The sequence below is a fragment of the Streptomyces sp. NPDC102490 genome, assembly GCF_044765285.1.
Classification (GTDB): Bacteria; Actinomycetota; Actinomycetes; order Streptomycetales; family Streptomycetaceae; genus Streptomyces.
Genome location: NZ_JBIWJU010000014.1, coordinates 28,116 through 41,319, shown reverse-complemented (window position 1 = coordinate 41,319; position 13,204 = coordinate 28,116). Strand labels below are relative to the sequence as shown.

At 72.3% G+C, this 13,204-nt stretch carries 13 protein-coding genes; 10 read left to right on the top strand and 3 right to left on the bottom strand.

What is annotated here, in order from left to right; genetic code table 11:
• The first annotated feature begins 87 nt into the window (after window positions 1-87).
• The 3 genes from ACIRGB_RS29460 to ACIRGB_RS29450 all read left to right on the top strand — a co-directional run bounded on the left by ACIRGB_RS29460 (window position 88) and on the right by ACIRGB_RS29450 (window position 3,308).
• Window positions 88-936, top strand: coding sequence for a GNAT family N-acetyltransferase (locus ACIRGB_RS29460; protein WP_403871497.1), 849 nt, complete (start codon window positions 88-90; stop codon window positions 934-936).
• Between the two features lie 52 nt (window positions 937-988).
• Entirely contained in the window at window positions 989-1,531 is a 543-nt protein-coding gene (locus ACIRGB_RS29455) for a GNAT family N-acetyltransferase (RefSeq protein WP_403871494.1), read from the top strand.
• A 73-nt stretch (window positions 1,532-1,604) separates the two neighbouring features.
• Window positions 1,605-3,308: a proline--tRNA ligase gene (locus ACIRGB_RS29450; protein WP_403871491.1), complete on the top strand. Its 1,704-nt coding sequence runs from the start codon at window positions 1,605-1,607 to the stop codon at window positions 3,306-3,308.
• 315 nt (window positions 3,309-3,623) lie between these two features.
• Here the strand turns inward: ACIRGB_RS29450 and ACIRGB_RS29445 are convergent, their stop codons facing one another.
• Genes ACIRGB_RS29445 through ACIRGB_RS29435 form a run of 3 tightly spaced genes read right to left on the bottom strand, consistent with a single transcriptional unit; the run spans window position 3,624 to window position 5,579 of the window.
• On the bottom strand, window positions 3,624-4,523 hold the full coding sequence (locus ACIRGB_RS29445) for an aminoglycoside phosphotransferase family protein (protein ID WP_403871488.1): 900 nt from the start codon (window positions 4,521-4,523) through the stop codon (window positions 3,624-3,626).
• Window positions 4,524-4,562: 39 nt separating this feature from the next.
• Window positions 4,563-5,015, bottom strand: coding sequence for a ferritin-like domain-containing protein (locus ACIRGB_RS29440; protein WP_403871485.1), 453 nt, complete (start codon window positions 5,013-5,015; stop codon window positions 4,563-4,565).
• 3 nt (window positions 5,016-5,018) lie between these two features.
• Window positions 5,019-5,579: a hypothetical protein gene (locus ACIRGB_RS29435; RefSeq protein ID WP_403871482.1), complete on the bottom strand. Its 561-nt coding sequence runs from the start codon at window positions 5,577-5,579 to the stop codon at window positions 5,019-5,021.
• Between the two features lie 284 nt (window positions 5,580-5,863).
• Here ACIRGB_RS29435 and rimP point away from each other — a divergent pair, with 284 nt between their 5' ends.
• The 7 genes from rimP (at window position 5,864) to truB (ending at window position 12,974) form a co-directional block, all read left to right on the top strand.
• Entirely contained in the window at window positions 5,864-6,406 is a 543-nt protein-coding gene (gene rimP, locus ACIRGB_RS29430; RefSeq protein ID WP_403871479.1) for a ribosome maturation factor RimP, read from the top strand.
• Window positions 6,407-6,408: 2 nt separating this feature from the next.
• Window positions 6,409-7,431 carry a transcription termination factor NusA gene (gene nusA / locus ACIRGB_RS29425; RefSeq protein WP_403871476.1) on the top strand — a complete coding sequence of 341 codons (1,023 nt, stop codon included), beginning with the start codon at window positions 6,409-6,411 and terminating at the stop codon, window positions 7,429-7,431.
• Window positions 7,432-7,533: 102 nt separating this feature from the next.
• The gene (locus ACIRGB_RS29420) at window positions 7,534-7,839 is read left to right on the top strand and encodes a YlxR family protein (protein ID WP_403871473.1); all 306 of its coding nucleotides are present in this window, start codon (window positions 7,534-7,536) and stop codon (window positions 7,837-7,839) included.
• Window positions 7,840-8,000: 161 nt separating this feature from the next.
• The gene (gene infB, locus ACIRGB_RS29415; protein ID WP_403871470.1) at window positions 8,001-11,105 is read left to right on the top strand and encodes a translation initiation factor IF-2; all 3,105 of its coding nucleotides are present in this window, start codon (window positions 8,001-8,003) and stop codon (window positions 11,103-11,105) included.
• 152 nt (window positions 11,106-11,257) lie between these two features.
• Window positions 11,258-11,551: a DUF503 domain-containing protein gene (locus ACIRGB_RS29410; RefSeq protein ID WP_104636674.1), complete on the top strand. Its 294-nt coding sequence runs from the start codon at window positions 11,258-11,260 to the stop codon at window positions 11,549-11,551.
• A 56-nt stretch (window positions 11,552-11,607) separates the two neighbouring features.
• Window positions 11,608-12,072, top strand: coding sequence for a 30S ribosome-binding factor RbfA (rbfA, locus tag ACIRGB_RS29405; RefSeq protein WP_403871467.1), 465 nt, complete (start codon window positions 11,608-11,610; stop codon window positions 12,070-12,072).
• Window positions 12,069-12,974 (top strand): tRNA pseudouridine(55) synthase TruB, encoded by a 906-nt coding sequence (gene truB / locus ACIRGB_RS29400; protein ID WP_403871464.1) that lies wholly within the window; start codon window positions 12,069-12,071, stop codon window positions 12,972-12,974. Before rbfA ends, truB begins: the two co-directional genes overlap by 4 nt.
• Window positions 12,975-13,204: the final 230 nt, after the last annotated feature.

The window sequence follows — 13,204 nt, the reverse complement described above, 5'->3', positions numbered from 1 at the left end:
TGCCGCGTCGCCCCAGGGGGGCGGCGCGGCATATTTGCGGCAGGTACAGTGCGGGGACCAGCAGATCTCAGGGTGAGGCCCCCGCACGTGTTGACGCAGACCACCTCCCGCGTGCTCGAACCGAGCGACCTGGACGCCGCGCTCGCCATTCTCAACCGCGACCCGGTCGCGAACGCCTTCGTGGCCGCCCGCGTCCAGATCGCCGGACTCGACCCGTGGCGTCTCGGCGGCGAGATGTGGGGCTGGTACGAGCACGGCATGCTCACCTCCCTGTGCTACGCGGGCGCCAACCTCGTGCCCATCTGCGCCACCCCCCGCGCCGTCCGTGCCTTCGCCGACCGCGCCCGCCGGGCCGGCCGCCGCTGCTCCTCGATCGTCGGCCCCGCCGGCCCGACCGCCCAGCTGTGGCGGCTGCTCGAACCCGGCTGGGGCCCGGCCCGCGAGGTCCGCACCCGCCAGCCCCTCATGGTCACCGACCGCCTGCCCGACGACATCGCCCCGGACCCCTACGTCCGCCGCGTCCGCAAGGACGAGATGGAACGGATCATGCCGGCCTGCGTGGCGATGTTCACCGAGGAGGTCGGCATCTCCCCGATGGCCGGCGACGGCGGCCTGCTCTACCAGGCCCGGGTCGCCGAACTCGTCGGCTCCGGCCGCTCCTTCGCCCGCTTCGACGCCGACGGCAAGGTCGTCTTCAAGGCCGAGATCGGCGCCGCCACCGACCGCGCCTGCCAGATCCAGGGCGTCTGGGTGGCCCCCGAGTACCGCGGCAAGGGCCTGGCGGCACCCGGCATGGCGGCGGTCCTGCGCTACGCCCTCGCGGACGTCGCCCCGGTGGCGAGCCTTTACGTCAACGACTTCAACACGGCGGCACGTCGGACGTATCTCCGGGTCGGCTTCCGGGAAGTGGGCGCGTTCATGAGCGTCCTGTTCTGAACCCGCGGCAGCCCCGGCACCCCGACCACAACCCCCCTGTAGGCTCCCCGGCATGGACCACGTGATCGGCCCACTGGACCTCTCCGCGCACGTGGACGAGGCCCTGGCCGTCCAAGCCGCCGCCTTCGGCCTCGGCCCCGACGAGGTGGCCGTCCGCCGTCAGATCGTCCTGCGCCACATGACCCACCCGGGCGCCAGAGCCCTCGGCGCCACCGTCCGGGGCCGCCTCGTCGGCTTCGTCTACGGCATGCCCAACGACCGCACCCACTGGTGGTCCACCGTCGTCGAGCCCTACCTCCGCGCCCAGGGCACCGACGACTGGCTCGACGACTCCTTCGTCATCACGGAACTCCACGTCCACCCGGCGTACCAGAACCGCGGCGTGGGCCGCGCCCTGATCACCACGATCACCGACGCCGCCACCGAGCCCCGCTCGATCCTCTCCGCGATCGACACCGAGAGCCCCGCCCGCGGCCTCTACCGCTCCCTCGGCTACCAGGACCTGGCCCGCCGGGTCCTCTTCCCCAGCGCCCCCAAGCCGTACGCGGTGATGGGCGCCCCGCTGCCCCTGCACAGGCCACCGGCCGGTCGATAACCGATTTCCACCGCACCGGACCCCCCGGCTAACCTCCTAGCACCACCCTTACGCAGCAGGAGACACGAGAACCATGGCCAACGCACCGGTCCAGCGCATGTCGAAGTTGATGGCGAAGACGCTGCGCGACGACCCGGCGGACGCCGAGGTCCTCAGCCACAAGCTGCTGGTCCGCGCCGGCTACGTGCGCCGCACCGCCGCCGGCCTGTGGAGCTGGCTGCCGCTCGGCAAGAAGGTCCTCGGCAACATCGAGCGCATCGTCCGCGAGGAGATGGACGCCATCGGCGCCCAGGAGGTCCAGCTCCCCGCCCTCCTGCCGCGCGAGCCGTACGAGGCGACGGGCCGCTGGGACGAGTACGGCCCCGAACTCTTCCGCCTCCAGGACCGCAAGGGCGGCGACTACCTCCTGGGCCCCACCCACGAGGAGATCTTCACCCTCCTGGTCAAGGACCAGGCGTCGTCCTACAAGGACCTGCCGGTCATCCTCTACCAGATCCAGAACAAGTACCGCGACGAGGCCCGCCCCCGGGCCGGCATCCTGCGCGGCCGCGAGTTCCTCATGAAGGACTCCTACTCCTTCGACGTCGCCGACGAGGGCCTCGCCGAGTCCTACGCCCTGCACCGCGCCGCCTACCAGCGCATCTTCGAGCGCCTGGGCCTCGACTACCGCATCGTCGCGGCCACCGCCGGCGCCATGGGCGGCTCCAAGTCCGAGGAGTTCCTGGCCCCCGCCGAGGCCGGCGAGGACACCTTCGCGGACTGCCCTAACTGCGACTACGCCGCCAACACCGAGGCGATCACCTACAAGCTCACGCCCACGGACGCCAGCGGCGTCCCCGCGGCCGAGGACATCCCCACCCCCGACACCCCCACCATCGAGACCCTCGCCGCGTCCCTCGGCGTCCCGGCCTCCGCCACCCTCAAGAACCTCCTCGTCAAGGTGGACGGCGAGATCGTCGCCGTGGGCGTCCCCGGCGACCGCGAGGTCGACATGGACAAGGTCGAGGCGCACTTCGCCCCGGCCGCCGTCGAACTGGTCACCGCCGAGGACTTCGTCGGCCGCACCGACCTGGTCCGCGGCTACGTCGGCCCGCAGGGCCTGGGCGAGAAGGTCACGTACATCGCGGACCCCCGCGTCGCACCCGGCACCGCCTGGATCACCGGCGCGAACAAGCCCGACACCCACGCCAAGAACGTCGTGGCGGGCCGCGACTTCGAGGTCGACACCTACGTCGACGTCGTCGTCGTCCGCGAGGGCGACCCCTGCCCCCACTGCGGCACCGGCCTCAGGCTGGACCGCGCCATCGAGATCGGCCACATCTTCCAGCTGGGCCGCAAGTACGCCGACGCCCTCAAGCTCGACGTCCTCGGCCAGAACGGCAAGCCGGCCCGCGTCACCATGGGCTCCTACGGCATCGGTGTCTCCCGCGCGGTGGCCGCCCTCGCCGAGCAGCACGCCGACGACAAGGGCCTCGTCTGGTCCAAGGAGGTCGCCCCGGCCGACGTCCACGTCGTCGCCGCCGGCAAGGCCCTCCAGACCGAGCTGGCCCTGGAGGTCTCCGACAAGCTGGCCGCGGCCGGCGTCCGCGTCCTGGTGGACGACCGCGCGGGAGTGTCCCCGGGCGTGAAGTTCACCGACGCCGAACTCATCGGCGTCCCGCAGATCCTGGTGGCCGGCCGCCGCTCCGCCGAGGGTGTGGTCGAACTGAAGGACCGCCGCACGGGCGAGCGCGAGGAAGTAACGGTCGAGGAGGCCCTCACCCGCCTCACCAGCTGACGCCCTCCGGGCCGAGCGGGGGTGGGTCGCGGGCCCGGCGCTGCCGGGGTGCCGCTGCGCCCACCCGTGCCGCCCCAGCGGCACGACTGCCCGCAGCTACGCGCATGCGGCGGGAGAGCCGCGTACGGCGAGAAGGGGTCGGGTCGGGGGGTGTCCGCCCGCAGCGGTTGGCGCGTCAACGCCCCGAGCCTCTGTGAGTGACCGATTCCGCGCCGTTCCGAGGACGGACACCCCCCGGCGCGGCCCCGACCCACCCACCGGACGCACCGCGCACCGCGCACCCCCACCCACCCCGCACAGGCGCCGCAGGCACCCTCACAACCAGCCCGCGAACTCCAACAACAGCTCCGCGTCCTGCTCCCGCCCCACCCGCCGGGCCCGCACCCCCGACTCCACCGCCCGGAACAACGTCCACCCGCGCAGCCGCTCCTGATCGACCTCCAACGACTCCGCGAGCCGCTTGATCCGCCGCCGAGTCGTCGACGCCCCCGACGGCTGCGCGATCAGATCCTCCACCCGGTCCCGCACCAACCGCGCCAGATCGAACGCACTCTCCCCGACCACCGGATCCGGCCCCACCGCGAGCCACGGCATCCGATCCCCGGCCAGCACCTTGCTCTGCCGGAACGTCCCGTGCAGCAACCGCCGCTCCGGCGGCGAGGCCAGCAACTCCGCTCGCACCCCCAGCGCCGCGTCGACCAGCGGCGCCACCTCGGCGTCCGCCGCCGCGCCCGCCCGCATCGCCTCGGCCTGCCGCCCGGTCCGCTCGGCCACGGTCTCGAAGGGATGAGAGTCCGGCGGCTCCACCCACAGCCGCCGCAACGTCCCCGCGGCCTCCAGCAACGCCTTCGCCTCCGGCAACGACCGCACCGACACATCCGGATGCAGCCGCTCCAGCAGCAGCACACCCTCCTCGGCACGTTCCTCGCGCACCTGCACGGCACCCAGCCCACCCCAGTGCACGAGCGCGGCCCGCTCGCTCTCCGGACGCGCCCGGCGCGGCGCGAGCTTCAGCACCGCCGGCACCCCCTCGGCCGTCCGCACCAGGACGACCAGGCTGCTGCGCCCGCCGGGCACCTGCACCCGCTCGACCGTCAACTCGCGCCGCGCCACGGCCCGCTCCGCCACTTCGGGCAGCGTCGCCAACCAGTCGTCACCGTCCGGTGCCGTCTCGCCGAGCGCCCTGACCAAACGCCGCGGCGGTTCGAAAGCCATGCGCGAGCCGTTCCCTTCCCGTACGGAATGCCGTACGCGTTACGCAGTCGGTGATGCCGTCGCGGCCCGCTCGGCGAGCCCAGGGAAGGCTACGCTCCCGCCCCGCCAGCGCACCGCACGGACCGCCGCCTCGCGCAGCGCCGAGGCCGCCGAGGCCCGCGCCTCGCCCTCGACCGCACGCACCAGGTCGGAGTACACCCCGGCCACCCGGTCCTCCAGCTCGGCTGCGAGCCGCACCGCCGCCGCGGAGTCCGGCACCGAGAAGGGCAGTGCGTACCCCGCCGCCGCGGCCACCGGTTCCCCGCCCAGGCCCCGCACCTCGCGCGCCAGCGCGTCCCGTCGCGCCCGGTGGGCGTCGTACGCCGTCCGCGCCTCGGCACGCCGCTCCTCGACGATCCGCCCGCCGACGACCCCGTAGCCGTACACCGCCGCGTGCTCCGCCGCCAGCGCCGCCTGGAGGGCGTCCAGCCGCCCGTCCTCCGCCTTGCCCACCCGTCAGCCCTCCGTCAGCACGAACACGTGCGCCGCCCCGGCCGCCGCGACGGAGGCCAGCAACCGCGCCAACTCACCCGGCACATCGAGCAACGCCCGGGCCCGCCGGTCGGCGAGCTTCCGTTCCGCACGGACGAGCAGCGCCAGGGCACCCTTCTCGTCCGCGGGCACGGCACCGGAGTCGTCCGCCGGCCCGGCGGCCCGAGCGGAGACCGAAGGCGCCGCGCCCGATGCCGTCCCCGACGCGGACGCCGACGCGGACGGCGACCCCGCCCGCACCCCACCGAACGCCGCCACGTGCCGCACGACCTCCGCCCGCAGCGGCCCCAGCCGCTCCGCCAGCCCGGGATGGACCGCGATCACCGCCGCGTACCGCGCGGCAAGTTCCTCGCTGTCCCGGGCCGCACGCGCGCGGGCCCGCTCGACGGCCGACGGGTCGGCCCCCGGCCCCCCGGAGCCCGACCCGCCGCTACAGCCGACGAGCAGGGCGGCCCCGGCGGCCGACGCGAGCAGGCTCCTTCTGCCCGGCCCCAGGGGCGGGCGCGGCGATGGGGAAAGGGACACGGCAGAAGTCCTCGACAGGCTCGTACGGAAACGACGACAAAGCGACGACAGAAGCGACGACAAACGACGGCAAAACAGACAGCACCACGACGATCAACACGACGGAACCCCGCGATACCCCGCGATCCCGCCCGCCCGTGATCACGGTACCCGTGCCCCGCCCGACCACCACTCATCGGCACCGCCGGACCCGGGTGGACGGCAACACCCCCCGCGACCGGATACCCTTTGACCAGACACGCGCACCGTCCCACAACAGCACACGCGGCCGAGGAGTCACCCGGATGAGCACCACCCAGAGCGAGAGGCTGCGAAAGCTGCTGGAGCCGCTCGTCGCCTCCCAGGGACTGGACCTCGAAGAGATCGCGGTGGACTCGGTCGGTCGCAGGCGTGTGCTGAGCGTGGTCGTCGACTCCGACACCGGAGCGGACCTGGACCGGATCGCCGATGTGAGCCGCGCGCTCTCGGCGAAGCTCGACGAGACCGACGCGATGGGCGAGGGGGAGTACACCCTCGAGGTCGGCACCCCCGGCGCGGAGCGCTCCCTGACTCAGCACCGCCACTACGTGCGCGCCACGGACCGCCTGGTCCGGTTCCAGCTGCACGAGGGCGGTGAACTGGTCGCCCGCATCCTCGCCGTGGACGAGGACGGACTCGACTTGGAAGTACCGGGGGTGAAGGGCCGCAAGCCCACCACCCGCAGACTGCCCTTCGGCGACATCGACAAGGCACGCGTCCAGGTCGAGTTCAACCGCAAGAACGTAAAAGACAGCGACAACGAGATCGACAACAAGAGCGACAACGAGACGGAAGAGGAGGAGGCGTAGCCGTGGACATCGACATGAGCGCCCTGCGGGGCTTGGTCCGGGAGAAGGAGATCTCCTTCGACCTGCTGGTCGAGGCGATCGAGTCGGCCCTCCTCATCGCCTATCACCGCACCGAGGGAAGCCGCCGGCACGCGCGCGTGGAGCTCGACCGGAACACCGGCCATGTGACCGTGTGGGCGAAGGAGGACCCGGACGACCTCGAGGAGGGCCAGGCGGCCCGCGAGTTCGACGACACCCCGTCCGACTTCGGCCGCATCGCCGCCACCACCGCCAAGCAGGTCATCCTGCAACGGCTGCGCGACGCCGAGGACGACGCGACGCTCGGCGAGTACGCCGGCCGTGAGGGCGACATCGTCACCGGCGTGGTCCAGCAGGGCCGCGACCCGAAGAACGTGCTGGTCGACATCGGCAAGCTGGAGGCCATCCTGCCGGTGCAGGAGCAGGTGCCCGGCGAGACCTACCCGCACGGCACGCGCCTGCGCTCGTACGTCGTCCGGGTGGCCAAGGGCGTACGCGGCCCCTCCGTGACGCTCTCCCGCACGCATCCCAACCTGGTGAAGAAGCTGTTCGCCCTCGAGGTACCGGAGATCGCCGACGGGTCCGTCGAGATCTCCGCGATCGCCCGCGAGGCCGGCCACCGCACCAAGATCGCCGTACGCTCCACCCGCTCGGGCCTGAACGCCAAGGGCGCCTGCATCGGCCCCATGGGCGGCCGGGTGCGCAGCGTCATGGGCGAGCTGAACGGTGAGAAGATCGACATCGTCGACTGGTCGGACGACCCGGCCGAGATGGTGGCGAACGCGCTCTCCCCGGCCCGTGTCTCCAAGGTGGAGGTCGTGGACCTGGCGGCCCGCTCCGCGCGCGTGATCGTGCCCGACTACCAGCTCTCGCTGGCCATCGGCAAGGAAGGCCAGAACGCCCGGCTCGCGGCCCGGCTGACCGGCTGGCGGATCGACATCCGCCCGGACACCGAGCAGCCCTCCGAGGCGTCGTCGGACCAGTCGTCCGACGGCCGCGGGGAATAGATCCAAGCCGCACGGCGCTGAGATCACGACAGCTTTGCGTGCGGCATGTGTTCGATTCTTGCCCCGAAGGGGTGAGGTCGGTCCGGGGAGGTAGACTTAGGAGTGTCTGGCCGGACACGTACCCGAGCATGCCCCGAGCGCACCTGCGTGGGGTGCCGGGAGCGAGCGGTCAAGAGCGAGCTGTTGCGCACCGTGGCGATCGAGGGTGATTGCACCCCCGATCCACGCGGTACGCTGCCCGGCCGGGGTGCGTACGTCCACCCCGTGCCGGTCTGTGTGGACCAGGCGGTGCGCCGCAAGGCGTTTCCGCGGGCGCTCCGCGTCCCGGGTCCGCTCGACGTAAAGGCGTTGCGCCACTACGTCGAGCAGGCAGAAGGTTGCCACACGGTTGCTGAAAGCAGCAGGTGAGCAACGTGGTAAGGAAGACATGCCGCGCGGAACCCCGCGCGGCTTGGTACCTCGCGAGTCGAAAGCAGGTCGAGATTGCGATGAGCACTCGATGAGTACGCGATGAGTACGCCCATGAACTAGCGACGGTCCGGACGCAACCCGGACCTCAGAGGAGCGAAGTGGCTAAGGTCCGGGTCTACGAACTCGCCAAGGAGTTCGGTGTCGAGAGCAAGGTCGTCATGGCCAAGCTCCAGGAACTCGGTGAATTCGTCCGTTCGGCGTCTTCGACGATCGAAGCGCCCGTCGTACGCAAACTGACAGACGCCTTCCAGCAGGGTGGCGGCAACGGCCGGTCCACCGGCCGCCCCGCGGCCCCGAAGAAGGCCGCCCCCAGGCCGTCCGCGCCGTCCCCGGCGCAGTCCGGCGGCCCCTCCCGTGCCGTTCCGGCAGCGGGGGACCGTCCGGCTGCCCCGCGGCCGCCGGCCGCACCCAAGCCCGCGGCTGCCGAGCAGCCCGCGGCTCCGTCGGCCCCCGCGCCGGCTCCGTCCCAGGGTCCGCGCCCGACGCCGGGCCCCAAGCCCGCGCCGCGTCCGGCCCCGGCCGCGCCGGAGTTCACCGCTCCGCCGGCGGCCCCGGCCGCTCCGTCCACTCCGGCCCCGGCTGCGTCCGGTCCGAAGCCCGGCGGTGCGCGTCCCGGTGCCCCCAAGCCCGGTGGTGCCCGTCCGTCCGGTCCGGGTCAGGACCGCGGTCAGCAGGGCGGCCAGGGCCGTCCCGGCGGCCAGCGTCCCGGTGCCCCGGCACAGCGTCCCGGCGGCCGCCCCGGCGGTCCGCGTCCGGGCAACAACCCCTTCACCTCCGGCGGCAACGCCGGAATGGCGCGCCCGCAGGCGCCCCGTCCGCAGGGCGGCCCCCGTCCGGGCGGTCCCGGTGCCCCCGGCGCCGGTCCCCGTCCGCAGGGTCCCGGCGGCCAGGGCGGCGGTCCCCGTCCCCAGGCTCCGGGCGGCAACCGTCCGAGCCCGGGCTCGATGCCGCGTCCGCAGGGCGGCGGCGCCGGTCCCCGTCCCGGCGGCGGCCCGCGTCCGAACCCCGGCATGATGCCGCAGCGTCCCGCGGCCGGCCCGCGTCCCGGCCCCGGTGGCGGCGGTCGCGGTCCCGGCGGTGCCGGTCGTCCCGGCGGCGGCGCCGGTCGTCCCGGTGGCGGCGGCTTCGCCGGCCGTCCCGGCGGCGGTGGCGGCGGCGGCCGTCCGGGTGGCGGCGGCGGTTTCGCCGGTCGTCCCGGCGGTGGCGGCGGCTTCGGCGGCGGCGGTGGCCGTCCCGGCTTCGGCGGTCGTCCCGGTGGTCCCGGTGGCCGTGGTGGCACGCAGGGCGCCTTCGGTCGCCCCGGCGGTCCCGCGCGTCGCGGTCGCAAGTCGAAGCGGCAGAGGCGCCAGGAGTACGAGGCCATGCAGGCCCCGAGCGTCGGCGGCGTGATGCTGCCGCGCGGCAACGGCGAGGCCATCCGCCTCTCCCGCGGCGCGTCGCTCACCGACTTCGCGGAGAAGATCAACGCCAACCCGGCGTCGCTCGTCGCGGTCATGATGAACCTCGGCGAGATGGTCACCGCCACGCAGTCCGTCTCCGACGAGACGCTCCAGCTCCTCGCCGACGAGATGAACTACACGGTTCAGATCGTCAGCCCGGAGGAGGAGGACCGCGAGCTGCTCGAGTCCTTCGACCTGGAGTTCGGCGAGGACGAGGGCTCCGAGGAGGACCTGGTCGTCCGTCCGCCGGTGGTGACCGTCATGGGTCACGTCGACCACGGAAAGACCCGACTGCTCGACGCCATCCGCAAGACGAACGTCATCGCGGGCGAGGCCGGCGGCATCACCCAGCACATCGGTGCCTACCAGGTCGCGACCGAGGTCAACGACGAAGAGCGCAAGATCACCTTCATCGACACCCCGGGTCACGAGGCGTTCACCGCCATGCGTGCCCGTGGTGCCCGGTCGACCGACATCGCGATCCTGGTCGTCGCGGCCAACGACGGCGTCATGCCGCAGACGGTCGAGGCGCTCAACCACGCCAAGGCGGCCGACGTCCCGATCGTCGTCGCGGTCAACAAGATCGACGTCGAGGGTGCCGACCCGACCAAGGTGCGCGGTCAGCTGACCGAGTACGGCCTGGTGGCCGAGGAGTACGGCGGCGACACCATGTTCGTCGACATCTCCGCCAAGCAGGGTCTGCACATCGACTCCCTGCTGGAGGCCGTGGTCCTCACCGCGGACGCCTCGCTCGACCTGCGGGCCAACCCGGTCCAGGACGCGCAGGGCATCTCGATCGAGTCCCGTCTCGACCGCGGCCGCGGTGCCGTGGCGACGGTCCTCGTGCAGCGAGGCACCCTGCGGGTCGGCGACACGATGGTGGTGGGCGACGCCTACGGCCGCGTCCGCGCCATGCTCGACGACAACGGTAACAACGTCGCCGAGGCGGGTCCGTCCACGCCGGTCCAGGTGCTGGGTCTGACCAACGTCCCGGGCGCCGGTGACAACTTCATCGTGGTCGAGGAGGACCGTACGGCCCGCCAGATCGCGGAGAAGCGCGCCGCCCGCGAGCGCAACGCCGCGTTCGCCAAGCGCACGCGCCGCGTGTCCCTGGAGGACCTGGACAAGGTGCTGAAGGCCGGCGAGGTCCAGCAGCTCAACCTGATCATCAAGGGCGACGCGTCCGGATCGGTCGAGGCGCTGGAATCCTCCCTGCTCCAGCTGGACGTCGGCGAAGAGGTCGACATCCGCGTCCTGCACCGCGGCGTCGGTGCGGTCACGGAGTCCGACATCGACCTGGCGATGGGCTCCGACGCCATCGTGATCGGCTTCAACGTGCGCGCCGCCGGGCGTGCCGCGCAGATGGCCGAGCGCGAGGGTGTGGACGTCCGGTACTACTCGGTCATCTACCAGGCGATCGAGGAGATCGAGGCGGCCCTCAAGGGCATGCTCAAGCCGGAGTACGAAGAGGTCGAGCTGGGCACGGCGGAGATCCGCGAGGTCTTCCGCTCCTCCAAGCTGGGCAACATCGCGGGTGTTCTCATCCGCTCCGGCGAGGTCAAGCGCAACACCAAGGCGCGCCTCCTGCGCGATGGCAAGGTCATCGCGGAGAACCTCAACATCGAGGGTCTGCGTCGCTTCAAGGACGACGTCACCGAGATCCGCGAAGGCTTCGAGGGCGGTATCAACCTCGGAAACTTCAACGACATCAAGGTCGACGACGTCATCGCGACGTACGAGATGCGCGAGAAGCCGCGGGTGTAAGTACCGCGACTTCCGGGAGTGACCGGTCCGGGGCCGGTCGGCGGAGCACAATATCCGTCGATCGGCCCCGGCCGTTCGTTGTACGGTTCTGGTGATCCCGCCCGTTCGCGGCGGGGCCATCGATCCCGGACCGGCGGGTGAACCGGCTGCACATGTATGTGGGGACGCTGTCCTTCGACCTCCTCCTCGGCGACGTACATTCGCTGAAGGAGAAGCGCTCCGTCATCCGCCCGATCGTCGCCGAGCTGCAACGGAAGTACGCGGTGAGCGCGGCGGAGGTGGAGCACATGAACCTCCACCGCCGGGCGGTCGTCGGCCTGGCCATGGTGTCCGGCGACGCGGGTCACCTCAGCGACGTGCTCGACCGGTGCGAACGGCTGGTGGCCGGCCGCCCCGAGGTGGAACTGCTGTCCGTCAGGCGGCGCTTCCACGGCGACGACGACTGACCAGATCGGGCAGAAGACCAGATCAGGCAAGAGAAGAAAGAACGGGAGACGGACCAGTGGCCGACAACGCGCGGGCGAAAAGGCTGGCGGACCTCATCCGAGAGGTGGTGGCCCAGAAGCTCCAGCGCGGGATCAAGGACCCGCGGCTCGGCTCGCACGTCACCATCACGGACACCCGGGTCACCGGTGACCTGCGGGAGGCGACCGTCTTCTACACGGTCTACGGGGACGACGAGGAGCGCAAGGCCGCCTCGGCGGGCCTGGAGAGCGCCAAGGGCATCCTGCGCTCCGAGGTCGGCAAGGCGGCGGGCGTGAAGTTCACGCCGACCCTGACCTTCGTCATGGACGCCCTGCCGGACACCGCCCGCAACATCGAGGACCTCCTCGACAAGGCGCGGCAGTCCGACGAGAAGGTGCGCGAGGCGTCCGCGGGCGCCGAGTACGCGGGCGGGGCGGACCCGTACCGCAAGCCGGACGAGGACGAGACCGAGGCCGACGAGACGGACGACACCGCTAAATGACCGACAAGCACACCACGCCCGACGGCCTTGTCATCGTCGACAAGCCGTCGGGCTTCACTTCGCACGACGTCGTCGCCAAGATGCGGGGCATCGCCCGCACCCGGCGCGTCGGGCACGCCGGCACGCTCGACCCGATGGCGACGGGCGTCCTGGTCCTCGGTGTGGAGCGGGCGACCAAGCTCCTCGGGCACCTCGCCCTCACCGAGAAGGAGTACCTGGGCACCATCAGGCTCGGGCAGACGACGCTCACCGACGACGCCGAGGGCGAGATCACGGGGTCGCGGGACGCCTCGAAGGTCACCCGGGAGGCGATCGACGCCGGCATCGCCGAGCTGAGCGGCGCCATCATGCAGGTGCCGTCCAAGGTCAGCGCCATCAAGATCAAGGGTGTGCGCTCCTACAAGCGGGCGCGCGAGGGCGAGGACTTCGAGATCCCCGCCCGCCCCGTCACCGTCTCCTCCTTCGCGGTGTACGACGTCCGGGACGCCGTCGCCGACGACGGCACCCCGGTGCTCGACCTGGTGGTCTCGGTGACCTGCTCCTCCGGGACCTACATCCGGGCCCTGGCCCGCGACCTGGGCGCCGGTCTCGGCGTCGGCGGTCACCTCACGGCACTGCGGCGCACCCGCGTCGGGCCGTACAAGCTGGACGGCGCCCGGACCCTGGACCAGCTCCAGCAGGAGCTCACCGTCATGCCCGTCGCGGAAGCGGCCGGTGCCGCCTTCCCCCGCTGGGACGTGGACGCGAAGCGGGCCCGGCTCCTCACCAACGGCGTACGGCTGGAGATGCCCGAGGTGTACACGGGCGCCGGTGCCGTCGCCGTCTTCGATCCCCAGGGGCGGCTCCTCGCCCTCGTGGAGGAGCACAAGGGCAAGGCGAAGAGCCTGGCCGTCTTCGGCTGAGCCCACACACCGTCAGGTCCGCCCGTGGAGCGGCGATCACGGGGACTGCCACTGTCGCCGCTCCACGGTCCCCCCTCGGTTCCCCCCACCCCTAGGGTGTATCCAACCCACCCCTTCTGTTCACCCGTCCGGGCGGGCGCTCGGAGTGAACCGGGGGAGTGGAAGGGGGCGCGTTCGCCAGGGGATCTGTCCCGCTGATCATCTCGCGCCTACCGTCGAACCCACGGCAC